This window comes from Acidilutibacter cellobiosedens (assembly GCF_004103715.1).
In the GTDB taxonomy this organism is placed as follows: Bacteria; Bacillota; Clostridia; order Tissierellales; family Acidilutibacteraceae; genus Acidilutibacter; species Acidilutibacter cellobiosedens.
Map to the genome: position 1 here is coordinate 1,788,798 of NZ_CP035282.1, position 19,891 is coordinate 1,808,688.

Consider the following 19,891-nt stretch of genomic DNA (forward strand, 5'->3'; position numbering starts at 1 on the left):
GTTTTTTGACAATAGAAGGAGGGATACGATGAGTATATCTGCATCACTTGTTAAAGAATTGAGAGAAAAAACAGGCGTTGGAATGATGGATTGTAAAAGAGCATTGGAGGAAACCAATGGGGATGTTGAAAAAGCTGTTGATCTTCTGAGAGAAAGAGGATTATCCAAAGCAGCAAAAAAAGCAGGAAGGGTAACTGCTGAAGGTTTAGTAGATGCATACATACACAATGGAAGAATAGGTGTTTTAATTGAAATAAATACAGAAACGGATTTTGCTGCTAAAAGTAGTGATTTTAAGCAATTTATTAGAGACATGGCAATGCAAGTTGCTGCTTCCAGTCCTAAATATGTTTCTAAAGAAGATGTTCCGGAAGATGAAGTGGACAAAGAAAGAGAAATTCTTACTGAACAGGTAAAAAATGAAGGAAAACCGGAACATGTTGCTAATAAAATTGTTGAAGGAAGATTGGAAAAATTTTATGAAGAGGTATGCTTGCTGGAGCAGCCTTTTATCAGGGATACCAATATTAGAGTAAAGGATTTGCTCAATGAAAAGATTTCTAAGATAGGAGAAAATATAAAGATAAGAAGATTTGTAAGATACGAAGTCGGAGAAGGATTGGAAAAACGAGAAGAGAACTTTGCCGAAGAAGTTGCAAAACAAGTTAAAATGTAAATTTTACTTAAATGGAGAACAAATATTTGTTCTCCATTTAAGTAAAATCTCAAAAAAAACAAGAAGGAATTATTGAGTTTATATAGAATTAAATATTTGAGGAGGATTAGCATGAGTCAGCCAAAATATAAGAGGATTGTATTGAAGTTGAGTGGGGAAGCTTTAGCTGGAGATAAAGGAGTAGGAATAGACGAAGATACTATCGAAAAAATATCGGAACAGATAAAAAAGCTGCAAATTATGGGAACCGAGATAGCTATAGTGGTAGGAGGAGGAAATTTTTGGAGAGGACGTAGTGCTAAGGGAATGGATAGGGCTACTTCTGATTATATGGGGATGCTGGGAACTGTTATTAATGCTTTGGCATTACAGGATTCCTTAGAAAAAGCCGGAGTTATAACAAGGGTTCAAAGTGCGATTGAAATGAGAGAGGTTGCGGAACCGTATATCAGAAGAAGGGCAATAAGACATTTGGAAAAAGGAAGAGTAGTTATATTTGCCGCGGGAACGGGAAATCCTTATTTTTCTACGGATACTACTGCTGCATTAAGAGCTGCTGAAATTGAAGCTGATGTGATATTGTTGGCCAAAAAAGGAGTCGACGGAGTTTACGATTCTGATCCTAAGATGAATTCAGAAGCCAAAAAATTCGAACAGTTAAAGTACATAGATATTTTAAATATGGGATTAAAGGTCATGGATTCGACAGCTACATCTCTATGTATGGATAATCAAATACCTTTAATTGTATTTGGTATCGATGAACCGGACAATATTATAAATGTTGTTCTCGGTAAAAAAATTGGAACTCAAGTAAAGGAGGAATAGCTATGTATCTGGAAATTCATAAGGAAACAGAAGAGAGGATGAAAAAGACAATAGGTGTGTACAAAGAAGAACTTGCAGGGATAAGAGCAGGAAGAGCAAATCCGTCTATTTTGGATAAAATTACTATTGAATATTATGGAGCCGTTACACCTTTAGTTCAGGTTGCGGGAATATCTGCGCCGGAACCGAGACTTTTAGTTATACAGCCTTGGGATCCTAAGACAATTCCGTTGATTGAAAAGTCAATATTAAAGTCGGATCTCGGATTAAATCCTTCCAATGATGGCAAGATTATTAGGCTCGTTATACCTCAATTGACGGAAGAACGAAGAAAGAGCTTGGTAAAGATGGTAAAAAAAGCTGCCGAGAATGCTAAAGTTGCTGTAAGGAATACTCGACGAGACAGTAATGAAAAATTAAAAAAGATGGAAAAGAATAAAGAGATAAGTGAAGACGAAAGAAAGGAAGCTGAGGAAGAAACTCAGAAGATAACGGATAAATATGTGGAGGAGATTGATAAATTAACCTTGAAAAAGGAAAATGATCTCATGGAAGTATAATTTTCCCCTTCTTCTAAAGAAGGGGCTTTTATTAACTGGAGGTTGTAATGTTGGAAAATAAAACGAATGAAGCGAACAGAATTAAAAACTTAATTGATAAAAATAGGCTGCCGCAGCATATATGTATAATAATGGATGGAAATGGAAGATGGGCTAAAAAAAGAAATATGCCGAGGACTTTTGGCCATCAGGAAGCAATGGAGAGAGTAAAGGAGATCGTTGAGGCAGCTACTAATATAGGAATTAAATATCTTACTTTGTATGCATTTTCTACAGAAAATTGGAAAAGACCTAAAGACGAAGTGGATAATTTGATGAAGATTTTAATAAAATATCTCAGAAGTGAGCTGGATAAAATGTGTAAAAACCATATAAAATTTAATCCCATAGGTGATATAGAGGGCCTTCCCAAAGCCGTTATTTCTGAGATAAAAAAAACAGTTGAAAAAACTAAGGATAATAGTAAAATGGTATTGAACATTGCCTTAAATTATGGTGGAAGAGATGAAATAATATATGGAATCAAAGGTCTTTTAAATGACATAAATTTGGGTAAAATTAGTATTGATGAAATAAACAGTGAGATGTTTTCCGATTATTTATATACTAAGGGCCAGCCTGATCCTGATTTATTGATAAGGTCAAGCGGAGAGCTTAGAATAAGTAATTTTATGCTTTATCAAATAGCTTATACTGAATTTTGGTTTTCCAATATATACTGGCCTGATTTTACGGAAAAAAATTTTTATGAAGCAATCCTGGATTATCAAAAAAGAGACAGAAGATATGGGGGAATTTAAGTGAAAGATTTTGCCATCAGAACCATAAGCGGAATAATAGGAGTTATAATAGTCATGTTTATTGTTTCAAAAGGTGGAATAATGTTAGATTTGTCTATATTTTTTGTTTCCCTTATCGGAATATATGAATTAAACAAAGCATTTGGGAATATTAAAGATAACAAAATGGTTCCTAATATATGGCTGGGGATTTTGTTCACTTGTGGATTATTTATCAATAGTATAAATAATAATGTTTTGCCTTTTAATCTTATGATCAATCTTATGATGCTGGTGCTTCTTATAATTATTGTATTAAACAAGAAGATTTCTGTTTATAATGTTTCAATAACTTTGTTTAGTGTTATGTATGTTCCTTTTTTTATGTTTCATATTGTATATTTGGATAAGAGCATATATATTTGGCTTGTATTTATAATTGCCTGGGGAACAGATACTTTTGCTTATATTTTCGGCAACCTTATGGGGAAAAGAAAATTATGCCCTGAATTAAGTCCTCATAAAACTCTGGAGGGTTCTATAGGGGGAGTATTGGCAAGTATTTTTTTGGTATTGGCTTTTTCGATTTATTTTAATATTGCTCCCTTGTGGAAGATGATAATATTGTCTGTGCTGGGTTCCGTGGGAGCTCAATTTGGAGATTTAGCCGCATCCAGAATTAAAAGGACAGTAAATATTAAAGATTACGGATATATTATACCGGGGCATGGTGGAGTTTTAGATAGATTTGATAGTATAATTTTTGTTGCACCGATAGTATACTATTATGTATCATATATATTAAAGTAAAAGATAGGTGGTGTTATAATTGAATACAGCTTTAGCTGTTATTTTTGTTTTTCTGATGGTTATCGTTCTTCACGAATTTGGACATTTTATCGTTGCAAAATTAGTGGGAATTAAAGTTAATGAATTTTCCGTGGGCATGGGTCCCAGAATATTTCATAAGAAAAAAGGTGAAACGGATTATTCTATTCGTGCTCTTCCTATAGGAGGATATGTAAAAATGGAGGGAGAGGATGAAAATTCTTCAGATCCCAGAAGTTTTAATAATAAGACTGTTGGTTCGAGAATAGCTGTAGTGGCTGCAGGAGCCATTATGAACTTTGTTTTGGCAATAATCGTCTTTGCAGTAGTTGCTTATATAGTGGGAAGACCTACTAACGTTATAGATAAAACAATTGAAAATTCTCCGGCTTATGAGGCAGGATTAAAGAGCGGAGATAAAATTGTTGCCATAAATGATAAGGCGATCAATAGTTGGGACTCCATATCAGAAGGAATAAACAGTACCGAAGAAGGCCAGGAAGTAAAAATATCCATATTAAGGAATTCTCAAAAATCCGATTATTATTTAAAACCAAAGGTGGAAGACGGAAGAATGATTATAGGAATTTATCCGGCCTATGAAAAAAGCATTTCTTATTCTGCTAAAAGCGGATTTGAAACAACCGGTTCTATATTAAAATTAATGTTTAAAATTCCTTCAATGATATATAATAAGCAATTAACTTCAAAAGATGTTTCAGGGCCTGTAGGAATAATATATACTATTGGAGAAGCCGCAAAATATGGATTTGCCAATGTGTTATATATCATGGGCTTCATCAGCGTGAATTTAGGATTTTTTAATCTTTTGCCCATACCTGCCCTTGACGGGAGCAGAATATTGTTTCTAATAATTGAATTTTTCAGAGGTAAACCTATAAATCCTGAAAAAGAAGGATTTATTCATTTCGTTGGTTTTGTGGCATTGATACTTTTGATGATATTTGTTACCTATTCGGATATCTCCAGATTTAATTTACTTGGGAGGTGATTTTAAATGAAAAGAAGAAAAACAAGAAAAATATTTTTGGGGAAAGTTCCTATAGGAGGAGGATCCCCAATAACGGTTCAGTCAATGACCAATACAAAAACCAATGATGTTGAAAAGACAGTTAATCAGATTCACCAATTGGAAGAGGCCGGCTGTGATATTGTAAGGGTGGCGGTTCCGGACTTAGATTCATGCAATGCCATTAAGGAAATAAAGAAAAGGATTAATATACCCCTCGTTGCAGATGTTCATTTTGATTACAAATTAGCAATTGGTTCTGTGGAAAACGGGGCTGACGGCTTAAGAATTAATCCGGGGAATATTGGTTCCAGTGAACGGGTTAGAGAAGTCGTTAAGGCATGTAAGGAAAGAAATATTCCTATAAGAATAGGAGTGAATTCCGGTTCTGTTAAAAAAGAGTATTTGGAAAAATATAACGGAGTGAATGAATATTCCATAGTTTATAGTGCATTGGAACATGTAAGGATATTGGAAGATATGAACTTTAATAATATGAAAATATCTTTAAAGGCCAGTGATATAGCTCTTACGGTAAAATCTTACATGAAAATGGCCGAGTATGTTGATTATCCTTTCCATATAGGAATAACCGAGGCGGGTACTCCATGGAGAGGAACCATCAAGTCTGCTGTAGGGATAGGCGCTTTACTGTTCATGGGCTTAGGGGATACTATAAGAGTTTCTTTAACTGGGGATCCTGTTGAAGAGGTGAAAGTCGGGAAGGAAATATTGAACTCCTTAGGGTTGTCTAATGATTCTTTGGAGATTATATCCTGTCCTACCTGCGGAAGAACCCAAATTGATCTGATACAAATTGCAAATGAAGTTGAAAGAAGAACGAAGAATATAAAAAAGCATATTAAAATTGCTGTAATGGGATGTGCTGTAAACGGACCGGGGGAAGCAAGGGAAGCGGATATCGGAATTGCCGGTGGAAAAGGAAGCGGCCTTATATTTAAAAAAGGGGAGATAATCAAAAAGGTAAAAGAAGAAGAATTGGTAAATGAATTCATGAAAGAAATAGAAAAGATGTAATCATTCCCAGATTAGAGGGAGGGATAGGAGTAACTGATGAGTAAAAGCGTATCTTTAAATAAACTTATAAATGATAATCATATGGATTTAAATTTTACGGAAGATATTATTGTAAACAAAGTTAAGATCAACTTAGATGAAAAATTGTTATCGGTTGATCTTAAATCTTTTAATATAATTGATGGCAAGGATATAGATAATTTGAAAGAAAAATTAAAAGAGAGATTTAATGAGTTTAGTGTGAAGATCAATATTAAATATGAAATTGAAAATTTCGATAAAAAGGATAATATAAATAAATATTTTAATAATATTATGTATTTAATAGATAAGGAAACGCCGGCCAATAACCCTTGGAAGGAATATTTGAATTGGCATTTTTCGGAGGATACATTTTATATTGAAATAAACAATCGTATTGTATATGATATTTTGGAAAAGAACGGAATAATCCGTGATATAGATTTAAAAATTCATGATGAGGTTAATAAAAAGGCTCAATTTAAATTGATAAATAAAAATGATGATATTGATAGTAAGGAAGAATTTTTAAAGGGAACATTAAATGAGGAAAAAATTTTATCTAAAGCTATGATAGAAAATCAAAATAAAGTTTCAAACAATAAAACCAAGGAGAAAAGAAAATCTTCTTCCTATACCCTTGGCAAAAAGATTGAGGAAGAACCTATAGATATTTCTGAGATAAACTCCAATATATCTCATGCCGTCGTAAAGGGAGAAATATTTAATGTAGGAAAAAGAGAAATCAAGGGAGGAAAAAAGTTATATATTTTTAATATTACGGATTATACTAATTCCATTACCGTGAAATCATTTGTTGCTTCCAAAAAAGAAGAGGAGATGGACCTTTATATTAAAGAAGGAACATATGGAAAGGCAGAAGGAGATATAATATTTGATACATATTCCAAACAATTGGTTTTAATGATGAAAAACTTTAATATTATGGATAAACCTAAAAGAATGGACAGTGCCGATGAAAAAAGGGTAGAACTTCACCTTCATACTCAGATGAGCTCAATGGATGGCATCAATAGTTTTTCTTCTTTGGTGGAGAGGGCTTCCCAATGGGGACATAAAGCAATAGCCATAACAGATCATGGAGTTGTCCAAGGATTTCCTGAAGGAATGGAAGCCGGGAAAAAATACAATATAAAAATTCTTTATGGATTAGAAGGATATATGGTAAATGACAAGAGCAGTATACTGTCAAATCCTCAAAATACTGAAATTAGTGATACCTATGTGGTATTTGATATAGAAACTACCGGATTGTCTCCCAATAATGATAAAATAACGGAAATAGGAGCGGTAAAAATAAAGAATGGAGAAATTCTCGAAAGGTATAATCAATTGATAAACCCGGAAATACCTATACCGGAAAAGATAGTCGATCTTACCGGAATTACAGATGAGCTGGTTAAAGATAAGCCTAAAATAAGTGAGATACTTCCTGATTTTTATTCTTTTATAGAAGGAGCCAACCTTGTTGCTCATAATGCGTCTTTTGATGTGGGATTTATCAGAGAAAATCTTAAGTTATTGGGAATTGATCTTAAAAATCCTGTTATAGATACGTTGGAGCTGTGCAGATCCCTGTTTCCGACTTTAAGAAATCATAAATTGAACACTGTTGCCAAGCATTTAAATGTTTCCTTGGAAAACCACCACAGAGCAGTTGATGATGCAAAAGCTACTGCAGACATATTTTTAATCTGCCTTGATATTCTGAAAAAAAAAGGAATTCAAAATATCAGCGAAATAAACAAGAAACTTTCAAATAATAAAAACCTTACTAAGGAAGATACTTATCATATTATTATATTTGCCAAAAACCTTGTGGGGATTAAAAATTTATACAGGTTAGTTACTGAATCCCATTTAAATTATTTTTACAGAAAGCCTCGAATTCCCAAGTCATTGATAGAAAACTACAGAGAAGGACTTTTAATTGGAAGTGCTTGCGAGGCAGGAGAATTATACAGAGGAATAATTAGGAATAAAGATGATAAAGATATTGATGAGATAGTTAAATTTTATGATTATTTGGAGATCCAGCCTATAGGCAATAATATGCATCTGGTAAAAGAAGGAATAGTAAAAGACGAGGAAGAACTTAAAAACATAAACAGAAAAATTGTTGAATTGGGAGAAAAATTTAATAAGATTGTGGTTGCTACAGGAGATGTGCATTTCTTGGATCCAAAAGATGAAATATACAGAAGAATACTCATGTACGGTCAAGGGTTTCATGATGCGGAAGATCAGCCTCCTCTTTATTTTAAGACTACGGATGAAATGCTTGAAGAATTTAGTTATCTGGGAGAAAAGAAGGCTGAAGAAGTAGTAATAAAAAATACAAATTTCATAGCAGATAAAATTGAAGAATTTCTTCCTATTCCCGACGGAACTTTTCCTCCCGTAATCGAGAATTCGGATAAGGAGTTGACGGAAATTACTCACAAAAGGGCAAAGAAGATATATGGAGATCCTCTGCCGGATATTGTTAAGAAGAGACTTGAAAGGGAACTGAATTCAATTATTAAAAATGGCTATGCTGTCATGTATATAATTGCTCAGAAATTAGTCTCCAAATCCCTAAGTGACGGATATCTGGTAGGTTCAAGAGGATCTGTGGGTTCTTCTTTTGTTGCTACTATGAGTGGTATAACAGAGGTGAATCCTTTGCCGCCCCATTATATTTGCGAAAATTGTAAATACAGTGAATTTGTATTAGATAGTTCCGTAAGTTCAGGAATTGATATGGAGGATAAAGATTGCCCTAAATGCGGTAAAAAACTAATAAAGGAAGGATATAACATACCTTTTGAAGTTTTTCTCGGTTTTGAAGGAGATAAAGAGCCGGATATTGACTTGAATTTTGCCGGAGAGTATCAGCCTGTGGCTCATAAATATACGGAAGAGCTCTTTGGAAAGGGGTATGTGTACAGAGCCGGTACAATAGGAACTATTGCCGAAAAGACAGCCTATGGATTTGTAAAAAAATATTTTACGGAAAAAGATATTTCCGTTCATCCCGCAGAGATAGAAAGGCTGGTAAAGGGATGTACCGGAATTAAGCGTACTTCGGGGCAGCACCCGGGAGGAGTAATGATTGTACCTAAATACAAAGATATCCTTGATTTTACTCCTGTGCAATACCCAGCCAACGATAAAAAATCAGGAGTTATAACCACTCATTTTGATTATCATTCCATAAGCGGAAGGATATTAAAACTTGATATTCTTGGGCATGATGTTCCGAGTATAATACGAATGCTGGAAGATATCACAGGCGTTGATTCAAGAAAAATTCCTCTTGATGATGAGAAAACAATGGAGATCTTTGTTTCTGCAGATCCTCTTGGGATATCCGGAAAGGATATTAATACGGAAGTGGGTACTTTGGGAATACCTGAATTCGGAACAAAGTTTGTAAGGCAGATGCTTGTCGATACAAAGCCTACAACTTTTGATGAACTGGTAAGAATATCCGGCCTTGCTCATGGAACCGATGTGTGGCTTAATAACGCTCAGGAACTTATCAAGAATAAAACGGCTACATTGAAGAATGTTATATGTACGAGAGACGATATAATGCTTTATTTAATCAATATGGGACTTGATAATAAAAGAGCTTTTAAGATAATGGAAAGAGTAAGACATGGCAGGGGACTGACGGAAGAGGACGAAGATTATATGAGGGAAAATAATGTTCCGGAGTGGTATATAAATTCCTGCAACAAGATTAAGTATATGTTCCCTAGGGCTCATGCCGTAGCATATGTTATGATGTCCTTCAGGATTGCGTATTTTAAAGTCCATTACCCTCAAGCCTTTTATGCTACCTATTTTACAACTAAATCGGCCGATTTTGATGCGGAATTGGTACTTAAAGGAAAAAGTTTTGTGAAGTCAAAGATAAAAGAGCTGGAAGATAACGGAACCGAAAGAACCGCGAAGGAAAAAAATCTTTTAACTGTTTTGGAAGTAGTGCTGGAAATGTATTTGAGAGGTCTTTCTTTTGAGAAGGTGGACCTTTATAAATCCGACAGTGATAAGTTTATAATTGGAAAAGAAGGAATAATTCCTCCTTTAAAATCTCTTCAAGGAGTGGGAGAGACCGTTGCAAGAAATATCGTATCCGAAAGAGAAAAGAGAGAATTTATATCAAAGGAGGATTTGATAAACAGGACCAAAGCAAGTGTTACTGTAGTTGAAGCATTAGAAAACCACGGGTGTTTAAATGGACTTCCTGAAAGTAATCAAATCAGCCTATTTAGTGTTTGATTTTTGTTATAAATATGTTATAATATTATTGACAACAAGAGGAAGTATATTTAAAGAGTGGGAAAACCCACTCTTTGATTTATTTTAAAAGGCGGATAGAGAAATGGAGGTGATACTTTGAATAAAAAATCCATAATAAAGATGGTGGAGGAAATTTCAAATCCGGTTTTACGCGAAAATAACATAGAACTTGTAGATATAGAATTTGTAAAGGAGAATTCAAATTATTTTTTGAGAATTTATATAGATAAGTCCAGCGGTATTACTGTTGATGATTGTCAGAAGGTGAGTGAGTATATAGGCAAAAAACTTGATGAAGTTGATCCCATTAATGTAAGTTATTATCTTGAGGTTTCATCTCCAGGGCTGGACAGACCTTTAAAGAGAGAAAGGGATTTAGAGAGAAGTCTCGGCAAAGATGTTGATGTGAGTTTATATAAGGCCTTGCAGGGAAAGAAAAAGTTTTCTGGGGAATTAGTAAGTTTTAATGAAGATATCATAAAAATTACAGATAATGATATAGGTGAAATGGAAATACCAAGAAATAATATATCAAAAATAAAGCTGGCAATAAAATTTTAAGGAGGTTAAGTTAAATGAATGCCGAATTCATAGAGGCGCTTGAAGAAATTGAAAAGGAAAAAGGCATTTCAAAGGATGTAATATTTGATGCGCTTGAAGCAGCTCTCGTTTCAGGATACAAAAAGAATTTTGGTTCATCTCAGAATGTTGAAGTTAATATAGACAGAGAGATGGGAACTGTCAAAGTTTTTGCTAAAAAGACAGTTAAAGAAGTAGTTGAGGATTCTTTTTTAGATATAAGTTTGGATGAGGCCAAAAGAATTGATGATAAGTATCAAATCGGCGATATTATTATGATAGAAGTTACGCCGAAAAATTTTGGCAGAATAGCCGCACAAACAGCAAAACAGGTAGTAATGCAAAAAATTAAAGAAGCGGAAAGAGAAGTAGTATTTAATGAATTTGCCGGCAGGGAGAATGAAATAGTAACGGGGCTGATTCAAAGGATAAGTAAAAATATTATATACGTTGATCTTGGAAAGACGGAAGGGGTTCTTCCACCTTCGGAGCAGATAGAGGGAGAGACTTATAATCAGGGAGATCGATTAAAGTTATATATCCTTGAGGTTAAAAAAACCACTAAAGGCCCTCAAATAATACTTTCCAGATCTCATCCGGGTCTTGTAAGGAGATTGTTTGAACTGGAAGTTCCGGAAATACATGATGGAATAGTTGATATTTATGGAATTTCCCGTGAAGCAGGATCAAGGACTAAGATAGCTGTTTTTTCTAAGGATCCCGACGTAGATCCTGTGGGAGCTTGCGTAGGTTTTAAGGGAAGCAGGGTAAAAGCTATAGTAAATGAGTTAAACGGAGAAAAAATAGATATAATTATATGGAGTAAAAATGTTGGAGAATTTATTTCAAACAGTTTAAGCCCTTCAAAAGTTTTGAAAGTGGAAGTAAATGAAAAAGAAAAATCTGCATTAGTAATAGTGCCCGACTATCAGCTTTCTTTAGCTATAGGGAAGGAAGGACAAAATGCGAGACTTGCGGCTAAATTGACTAATTGGAAGATAGACATAAAGAGTGAGAAACAGTATGAGGAAGGGAAAAAAGAATAGGAGGGTAGTTAACTTGAAAAAAAGAAAAATTCCCCTGAGAAGGTGCGTAAGTTGTGGTGAAAGTAAGCCGAAAAAAGAGCTTATAAGATTAGTTAGGAATACAAATGATGAAATTGAAATCGATATGACAGGAAAAGTTAATGGAAGAGGAGCATATGTCTGCAGAAAAACGGAATGTATTGAATTGGCAGGTAAAAGTAAAAAGCTTTCAAAATCTTTGGAAAAAGAAGTGCCGGAAGAAATATTTCAAGAACTTTTTAACTTAGCCCAGACCAATAAGGAAGAAGAGTGAAAATCACTTGTAAATTTACATTGGGGGTGTATATATGACAAAGATTAGAATTTATGAATTGGCAAAAGAACTCAATATACCAACTAAAGATCTTATGGATAAGATCTTAGAGTTAAAAATTCCCGCAAATAGTCACATGAGTACAATAGACGAGGAAGAGGCAGAGTTAATCAAGGAAATTATAGAAGAGGAAAGTGACAACAAAGTTAAAGATAAAATTTTTGAAGATTCTCCTGAAGTTCATAAAAATGATAAAATTAAAAATAAGGAAAAAGAAATAAAAGAATCAAAAAAAGTAAAAAAAGAGGAAGCTGAAGAGAAGGAAGTTAAAGAAGTTAAAGAAGTTAAAGAAGAAAAAACCATACAAATTTATGATAATATAATAATAAAGGATTTTGCAGAGAAAATGGAAGTTTCTCCTAGCCAAGTAATTACTAAACTAATAGGATTGGGAGTAATGGCTAACTTAAACCAACCTATTGATATTAACTCGGCTGTAATCGTAGGAAAGGAATTTGGATTTAATGTAGAGAGTATGAAAGAATCAGAAGAAAAAATGGACGAAGAAAGATTGGATTTTGAAGATTCTCCCGAAGATCTTCAGTGGAGACCACCGGTCGTTACGGTAATGGGTCATGTAGATCATGGCAAGACTTCTTTACTGGATGTTATAAGAAAAACTCATGTGACAAAACAGGAGGCAGGAGGAATTACCCAACATATAGGAGCTTCCACAGTTACTATTAATAAAAAGAAGATTGTATTTTTGGATACTCCCGGACATGAAGCTTTTACGGCTATGAGAGCAAGAGGTGCTCAGATTACTGATATTGCTGTTTTAGTAGTAGCGGCGGATGATGGGGTTATGCCTCAGACGATTGAAGCAATAAATCATGCCAAGGCGGCGGGTATTCCTATTATTGTAGCAATAAATAAGATTGATAAGCCTTCCGCAAACATAGAAAGAATTAAGCAGGAATTAGTAGAACAAGGATTGGTTCCCGAAGATTGGGGAGGAGATACAATATGTGTCCCTGTTTCGGCTTTGAAGAAGAAAGGAATAAACGATCTTTTGGAGATGATACTTCTTGTAGCTGAAATGCAGGAACTTAAAGCAAATCCCGACAGAAAAGCCGTTGGAGCCATAATTGAGGGAGAACTGGATAAGGGAAAGGGACCTTTAGCTACCGTATTAGTTCAGAAGGGTACTTTGAAAGTAGGAGATGTAGTAGTGGCTGGTTCTGCTTATGGGAGAGTTCGCGCTATGTTTGACGATGTAGGTAAAAGGGTGAAAAAAGCTACTCCATCTATTCCCGTAGTTATATTGGGGTTATCTGAGGTACCTGAGGCAGGAGAACATTTATATGTAGTAGATGATGAAAAGAAAGCAAGATTGTATTCAGAAAAGAAAAAGGATAAATTTAGAGAAATACAGCTTAATGCCAACCAGAAAGTTTCGCTGGATGATCTTTTTGAGAAGATCCAAATGGGCGAAGTAAAAGAATTAAATGTAGTAATAAAGGCTGATGTGAAGGGATCTATAGAAGCGGTTAAGCAGTCTTTAACAAAATTAAGTGTTGATGAGGTAAGGCTTAATGTAATTCATGACGGAGTTGGAGGAATTACAGATAGTGATGTTATGCTTGCATCGGCTTCCAATGCCATTTTAATAGGATTTAATGTAAGGCCTACCCTTTCGGCAATTGATTTGGCCAAAAGAGAAAAAGTGGATTTAAGAACTTACAGGGTTATATATGATGCTATTGAAGATATTAAATCCGCTATAAATGGTATGTTGGAACCTACTATAAAAGAGGAGGTAATCGGAAGATCCGAAATAAGAGCTGTATTTAAAGTATCAGGGGTAGGAAATATTGCAGGTATTTATGTTCTTCAAGGAAAGATCACGAGAAATTGCAAAGTACGACTTATAAGAAATGACGTAGTAATATTTGAAGGAGATGTATCATCTCTTAAGAGATTTAAAGATGATGTAAAGGAAATTTCATTCGGATATGAAGGTGGTCTTGGATTGGAGAATTTTAATGATATTAAAGAGGGAGATATAGTTGAATCATATATCTTAAAAGAAATACGTAAAGAATAAGGGGTGCATCCTATTATGAAGGATAAAAGAGTTAATAGAATTTCCGAAGAGGTAAAAAGAGTGGTTTCAGATTTGTTGATAAATCATTTGAAGGATCCCAGAATAAATAAGATGACAAGTATAACTCATGTGGAAGTAACGAGGGACTTAAGATATGCTAAGATATACATCAGTGTTTATGGAAACAAGGAAGAAAAAGAAAATACTATTGAGGGATTAAGAAATGCTAAGGGATTTATCAGAAAGGAAATAGGAGAACAGATAGATCTTAGATATGTTCCGGAACCCATATTTTATTTAGACGAATCTATTGAAAGAGGATTATATATGTCTCATTTAATAGATACGGTTACTAAGGAAGATAATTTTAAGAAAGGAAATAAAAATGAATGATGAATTGAATTCCCTTATGGATAAGGCAATAGAGATTATAAAGAATTCTAATAACATATATATGGCTTCTCACGTAGACCCGGATGGAGATAACATAGGTTCTTTATTATCTATGAAATTATCGCTGAAAAAAATAGGCAAAAATGTAAATATAATAAAAGTGGATAATATACCTGGGGATTTTAAATTTCTACCCTCTGTAGATTCGATAACTGATCAACCTTTTGATAAAAATGTTGATTTGTTTATCGCGTTGGATTCAGGAGATATGGAAAGGCTTGGAGTAGCCAAAGATTTTGCTCTTTGTGCAAATAATATTATAAATATAGATCATCATAAAACCAATACAAAGTTCGGAAATATAAATATTATTGATTCAAAGGTTAGTTCTACAGGAGAATTAGTGTATTTGCTTTTGAAAAGAATGAAAATTGATATTGATGAGGATATAGCTACTTGCATTTATACTGCTATAAGCTCAGATACAGGCAGTTTTATGTACGATAGTACTTCATCAAAAACTCATTTAATAGCTGCGGAACTTTTGAATACAGGAATGAACATGAATAAGGTGGTCATTAATTTATACCAGAATAGAAGTCTTGAAAAAACAAAATTATTTATTGCAGCATTAAATAAATTGGAATTTTTCCAAGAAGGAAAGATCGGCATTGTATCTATTACTCAGGAAATGCTGAAAAAATCCAATGCCAAAATGGAAGATTCGGAGGGAATAGTTTCTTTTTTAAGAGATACCGAAGGAGTAGAAGTAGCGGTAATTATGAAAGAAATAAAGGAAGATGAAATTAAAGTGAGTATGAGATCTAAGGAATATGTAGACGTATCGAAAATATGTCTCTTGTTTAGCGGAGGCGGACATAAGAGAGCAGCCGGATGTACAATATATGATTCTTTAGAAAGGTCAAAAAGTATGATTTTAAATGAAATATATAAAAGCATAGAGGAAAAATAGATGGATGGGATTATAAACGTATTTAAACCTAAGGGCATTACTTCTTACGACGTGATAAGGATGATAAAGAAAATTTTAAATATCAAAAAAGTAGGGCATACAGGTACTTTAGATCCTAATGCCGGCGGAGTATTGCCCGTATGTGTAGGAAATGCCACGCGTTTAAGTGAATATATTCTTAATTCAAAAAAGGAATATATCGGGGAATTGACTTTAGGGTATGAAACGGATACTCAGGATGGAGACGGAAAGGTAATTAAATATTCAGATAAAATTGTAGAAGAAGAAGAAATCAAAATGGCCTTTGAAGGCTTTAAAGGTGAAATTGAACAGGTTCCTCCCATGTATTCTGCAATTAAGCATAAGGGGAAAAAATTATATGAACTGGCGAGAGAAGGCATAAATGTTGAAAGAAGCCCAAGAAATGTAACTATATATGATATGAATATTATTGAAATCCATGAAAACAAAGTATTATTTAAAGCTTTGTGTTCAAGGGGGACTTACATCAGAACTTTATGCAATGATATAGGAGTTAAATTAGGAACTTATGGATATATGTCATACTTGCTTAGAACAAAAGTAGGTAATTTCGTTATTGAAGACGGAATGAGCATAGAAGAATTAGAAAAAAAGGTTAAGAATAATAAATTTGAGGATTTTCTTATTCCAATGGATGAGGCCTTACAGGATTGGAATTTTGTGAATGTAAATGATGAAGATTGTTTTAAACTGATGAACGGTTTGACTATAGATGTATTGGGGGATTTAAAGGAAGGATTGAATAGAGTATATTGTCGAGATAAGTTCTTGGGAATTGGAAATGTGAAAAGCCATAATAATGTTAATATGCTAAAAATGAAAAAAGTTTTATGTAAAAGGTGATTATATGAATATTATTGATCTAAAGAACAATGCTAATAAGGAATCTGATTATGCAGTTGCCTTGGGAAACTTTGACGGATTACATATAGGACATAGTATTTTGATAAAGGACATGATAGATGAAGGAAAAAAAAGAGGATTGAAAAATTCCGTTCTTATTTTTAAAAATTATACCAAGTCAGTTGTATATAATAAGAATTCAGAAATGCTTACTTCCAATGAACAAAAATTTATATTATTAGAAGATATGGGAATTGATACTATATATATGATGAATTTTGATAAAGATATGATGCATCTTTCTCCGGAGGATTTTGTTAAAAATATATTAGTGGATAAAATGAGAATAAAACTTGTAGCTGTAGGGTTTAATTATAGTTTTGGATATAAGGCTCAAGGGAAAGGAGATCTCTTAGCTAAATTAGGAAATAAATATAATTTTGATGTAAAAATACTTCCTCCCGTTTATAAAGATGGGCTGATTGTAAGCAGTACCCTTATAAAAGATTTAATAAGAGAAGGAAATATTTCAAAGGCGAATTCCTTTTTAGGAAGGCCTTTTTCGATGGCAGGAAAAGTTATTTATGGCAAGAGGAGAGGCAGTTCTTTAGGGTTTCCTACAGCCAATATGGAGAGAAAAATTAACTTCGTCGTTCCTAAAAACGGAGTTTATGAGACATCAACGATTGTAGGAGACAAGGAATATAAAAGCCTAACTAATATCGGCAGCAATCCTACTTTTAATAATAACAATATTACAATTGAAACATATATATTAAATTTTAATGAGAATATATACGGAAAGGAAATTACCGTGAATTTTTTGAGATATTTAAGGGAAGAAAAAAAATTCTCTACTAAAGAAGAACTGATTATTCAAATGCATAAGGATGTAAATATGGTCAAAAGCGATTAACCGTATTTACTTTTATATAAGTATATGTTAAAATTATCTTGATCTTAAAATACCTTTGACTATGTAAATCGTATCCTCGACGTTTTACTTAGTTAAAGGCGAAATTTATGTATAAGAGGAGGTGGATTTAGATGTCGATGAGTAAGGAACAGAAAAAACAAATTATTGATGAGTATAAATTACATGATTTGGATACCGGATCACCGGAAGTTCAAATTGCAATTCTTACAAATAGAATTAATTCTTTAAATGAGCATTTGAAATTGCACAAGAAAGACCATCACTCAAGAAGAGGATTGCTGAAAATGGTTGGGCAGAGAAGGGGATTACTTAATTATCTTCAAAAGACAGATATTGAAAGATATCGTAGTCTTATTGCAAAGTTGGGCATAAGAGGCTAAATTGGAGCGGGAGTTCTCCCGCTCTATTAGTTTATTATTAAAATTTGACTTATATAATTATATAAGGGTTATAATATTATTAAATATACAATAAAGGAGGTAGAATATGGAAAGAACTTTTGAATATGAGCTTGATAAAAGGAAACTAACAGTGAACATTGGCAAAGTTGCAGAGCAAGCTAACGGATCATGTTTGATTCGCTACGGTGATACGGTTTTGCTGGTGACGGCATGTTCTTCAAAAGAGCCAAGGGAAGGGGTAGATTTCTTCCCATTAAGTGTAGACTATGAAGAAAAGTTGTATTCAGTAGGGAAAATACCCGGAGGATTTATCAAAAGAGAAGGTAAACCGAGTGAAAAGGCAATACTTACTTCGAGGCTTATCGATAGACCTATAAGACCACTTTTTCCTAAGGGATATAGAAATGATGTTCAGGTGATTGCTACGGTGTTAAGTGTTGATCAGGATTGCAGTCCTGATATTGTTGCTATGATAGGGTCTTCCGTAGCGTTAAGTATTTCAGATATACCTTTTCAAGGACCTACCGGTTCGGTAGCTGTAGGATTAATTGACGGAAAATTTATATTGAATCCTACAAGTGCTGAAAGAGAAAAGTCAGATCTCAGTTTAATTGTATCAGGTACCAAAGATGCGGTTATGATGGTAGAAGCGGGAGCCAATGAGGTGCCCGAAGATTTGATGCTGGAAGGAATTCTTTTTGCTCATGAATATATCAAAGAAATCTGTAATTTCATTGAATCAATTCAAAAAGAAGTTGGAAAGGAAAAGCAAGAATATGAAGTATTCAAACCCGATGAGTTAATTGAAAAAGAAGTAAAAGAATATGCAACAGACAAACTTAGAGAAGCAATTCACACAGTGGATAAGCAAGGAAGAGATGAAAATATCGATAAATGTAAAGAAGAAGTGATGGAATATTTTTTAGAAAAATATCCTGAAAATGAAGAGGATATAGACGGTTCCTTGTATGATATTATAAAAGAAGAAGTAAGGAGCATGATTTTAAACGACGGTATCAGACCGGACAACAGAAAAGTTGATGAAATAAGGCCTATTACATGTGAAGTGGGAATACTTCCGAGAACTCATGGTTCAGGATTATTTACGAGAGGCCAAACTCAGGTTCTTACTATAACAACCCTTGGAGCTTCTGAGGATGTTCAGATAATCGACGGTCTCGGAAAAGAAGAATCAAAACGATATATGCATCACTATAATTTTCCTCCTTATAGTACAGGAGAGACAAGAGTGATGAGAGGGCCCGGAAGGAGAGAAATAGGCCACGGTGCATTGGCAGAAAGGGCATTAGAGCCGGTAATACCTTCAGAAGAGAATTTTCCTTATACCATCAGACTTGTTTCCGAAGTATTAAGTTCCAATGGTTCTACATCTCAGGCAAGTGTGTGTGGAAGCACATTATCACTATTGGATGCCGGGGTTCCCATTAAAGCTCCTGTAGCAGGTGTAGCAATGGGGTTGATGAAGTCAGAAGATAAAGTAGTTATATTGACGGATATCCAAGGAATGGAAGATTTTCTTGGTGATATGGATTTTAAAGTAGCAGGAACCGAAAAAGGAATTACGGCTATTCAAATGGATATAAAGATAGCAGGAATAGGCAGGAATATTCTTAAAGAGGCACTGGAGAGAGCAAGAATAGGAAGATTATTTATACTCAATAAGATGAGAGAAGCAATAAGTTCTCCGAGGAAAGAATTATCTCCTTATGCTCCCAGAATATTTTCTATGAATGTAAATCCGGATAAGATAAGGGATATTATTGGTCCGGGGGGAAAGGTGATAAATAAGATAATTGATGAAACAGGAGTAAAAATAGATATAGACGAAAGCGGGAAAGTTGTAATTGCTGCTGAAAATATAGAAAATGGGAAGAAAGCAGTTAATTTAATTGAGAAAATAATAAAGGATGTAGAAGTTGGAGAAATATATCTGGGGAAGGTCACAAGAATAGTAAATTTCGGAGCTTTTGTAGAAATACTTAACGGGAAGGAAGGATTGGTTCATATATCGAATATAGCAAGAGAAAGGATAAACAAGGTAGAAGATGTACTGTCCGTTGGTGATGAAATACTTGTAAAAGTTATGGAAATAGATAATCAAGGTAGAATTAATTTATCGAGAAAAGCGGCTCTTCCTCCGGAAGATAAAGAAAGCGAAAAATCGAACGATAAAAAGTAAAATGGCA

The 19,891-nt window shown here is 34.0% G+C and carries 18 protein-coding genes; all 18 read left to right on the forward strand.

Features of this window, described 5'->3' with window-relative positions:
- Positions 1 to 28: 28 nt before the first annotated feature.
- The 18 genes from tsf to EQM13_RS08695 all read left to right on the forward strand — a co-directional run bounded on the left by tsf (position 29) and on the right by EQM13_RS08695 (position 19,884).
- Positions 29 to 676 carry a translation elongation factor Ts gene (tsf, locus tag EQM13_RS08610; RefSeq protein WP_128752454.1) on the forward strand — a complete coding sequence of 216 codons (648 nt, stop codon included), beginning with the start codon at positions 29 to 31 and terminating at the stop codon, positions 674 to 676.
- A 111-nt stretch (positions 677 to 787) separates the two neighbouring features.
- Positions 788 to 1,504, forward strand: a complete 717-nt coding sequence (gene pyrH, locus EQM13_RS08615) for a UMP kinase (protein WP_128752455.1) — start codon at positions 788 to 790, stop codon at positions 1,502 to 1,504.
- A 2-nt stretch (positions 1,505 to 1,506) separates the two neighbouring features.
- Positions 1,507 to 2,064 carry a ribosome recycling factor gene (gene frr, locus EQM13_RS08620; RefSeq protein WP_128752456.1) on the forward strand — a complete coding sequence of 186 codons (558 nt, stop codon included), beginning with the start codon at positions 1,507 to 1,509 and terminating at the stop codon, positions 2,062 to 2,064.
- A 47-nt stretch (positions 2,065 to 2,111) separates the two neighbouring features.
- A complete protein-coding gene (locus EQM13_RS08625) occupies positions 2,112 to 2,864 on the forward strand; it encodes an isoprenyl transferase (RefSeq protein WP_128752457.1) in 753 nt (250 codons plus the stop codon).
- The gene (locus EQM13_RS08630) at positions 2,865 to 3,653 is read left to right on the forward strand and encodes a phosphatidate cytidylyltransferase (RefSeq protein ID WP_128752458.1); all 789 of its coding nucleotides are present in this window, start codon (positions 2,865 to 2,867) and stop codon (positions 3,651 to 3,653) included.
- Between the two features lie 19 nt (positions 3,654 to 3,672).
- On the forward strand, positions 3,673 to 4,683 hold the full coding sequence (gene rseP / locus EQM13_RS08635) for an RIP metalloprotease RseP (RefSeq protein ID WP_128752459.1): 1,011 nt from the start codon (positions 3,673 to 3,675) through the stop codon (positions 4,681 to 4,683).
- Between the two features lie 6 nt (positions 4,684 to 4,689).
- Positions 4,690 to 5,739, forward strand: a complete 1,050-nt coding sequence (ispG, locus tag EQM13_RS08640) for a flavodoxin-dependent (E)-4-hydroxy-3-methylbut-2-enyl-diphosphate synthase (RefSeq protein WP_114217777.1) — start codon at positions 4,690 to 4,692, stop codon at positions 5,737 to 5,739.
- A 36-nt stretch (positions 5,740 to 5,775) separates the two neighbouring features.
- A complete protein-coding gene (locus EQM13_RS08645) occupies positions 5,776 to 10,050 on the forward strand; it encodes a PolC-type DNA polymerase III (RefSeq protein WP_128752460.1) in 4,275 nt (1,424 codons plus the stop codon).
- 117 nt (positions 10,051 to 10,167) lie between these two features.
- Positions 10,168 to 10,632 (forward strand): ribosome maturation factor RimP, encoded by a 465-nt coding sequence (gene rimP, locus EQM13_RS08650; RefSeq protein ID WP_206172973.1) that lies wholly within the window; start codon positions 10,168 to 10,170, stop codon positions 10,630 to 10,632.
- 14 nt (positions 10,633 to 10,646) lie between these two features.
- The gene (gene nusA / locus EQM13_RS08655; protein WP_128752461.1) at positions 10,647 to 11,696 is read left to right on the forward strand and encodes a transcription termination factor NusA; all 1,050 of its coding nucleotides are present in this window, start codon (positions 10,647 to 10,649) and stop codon (positions 11,694 to 11,696) included.
- 13 nt (positions 11,697 to 11,709) lie between these two features.
- Positions 11,710 to 11,988, forward strand: a complete 279-nt coding sequence (rnpM, locus tag EQM13_RS08660; protein WP_170177308.1) for an RNase P modulator RnpM — start codon at positions 11,710 to 11,712, stop codon at positions 11,986 to 11,988.
- A 34-nt stretch (positions 11,989 to 12,022) separates the two neighbouring features.
- Positions 12,023 to 14,095, forward strand: coding sequence for a translation initiation factor IF-2 (infB, locus tag EQM13_RS08665; RefSeq protein WP_128752463.1), 2,073 nt, complete (start codon positions 12,023 to 12,025; stop codon positions 14,093 to 14,095).
- Positions 14,096 to 14,110: 15 nt separating this feature from the next.
- Positions 14,111 to 14,488, forward strand: coding sequence for a 30S ribosome-binding factor RbfA (gene rbfA / locus EQM13_RS08670; protein ID WP_071138725.1), 378 nt, complete (start codon positions 14,111 to 14,113; stop codon positions 14,486 to 14,488).
- Positions 14,481 to 15,461, forward strand: a complete 981-nt coding sequence (locus EQM13_RS08675) for a DHH family phosphoesterase (RefSeq protein WP_128752464.1) — start codon at positions 14,481 to 14,483, stop codon at positions 15,459 to 15,461. The genes rbfA and EQM13_RS08675 overlap by 8 nt, the downstream gene beginning before the upstream one ends.
- Positions 15,462 to 16,346: a tRNA pseudouridine(55) synthase TruB gene (gene truB, locus EQM13_RS08680; protein ID WP_128752465.1), complete on the forward strand. Its 885-nt coding sequence runs from the start codon at positions 15,462 to 15,464 to the stop codon at positions 16,344 to 16,346.
- A gap of 4 nt (positions 16,347 to 16,350) precedes the next feature.
- Positions 16,351 to 17,262: a bifunctional riboflavin kinase/FAD synthetase gene (locus EQM13_RS08685; protein WP_128752466.1), complete on the forward strand. Its 912-nt coding sequence runs from the start codon at positions 16,351 to 16,353 to the stop codon at positions 17,260 to 17,262.
- Between the two features lie 131 nt (positions 17,263 to 17,393).
- Positions 17,394 to 17,663 (forward strand): 30S ribosomal protein S15, encoded by a 270-nt coding sequence (gene rpsO, locus EQM13_RS08690; protein WP_128752467.1) that lies wholly within the window; start codon positions 17,394 to 17,396, stop codon positions 17,661 to 17,663.
- 106 nt (positions 17,664 to 17,769) lie between these two features.
- Entirely contained in the window at positions 17,770 to 19,884 is a 2,115-nt protein-coding gene (locus tag EQM13_RS08695) for a polyribonucleotide nucleotidyltransferase (protein ID WP_128752468.1), read from the forward strand.
- Positions 19,885 to 19,891: the final 7 nt, after the last annotated feature.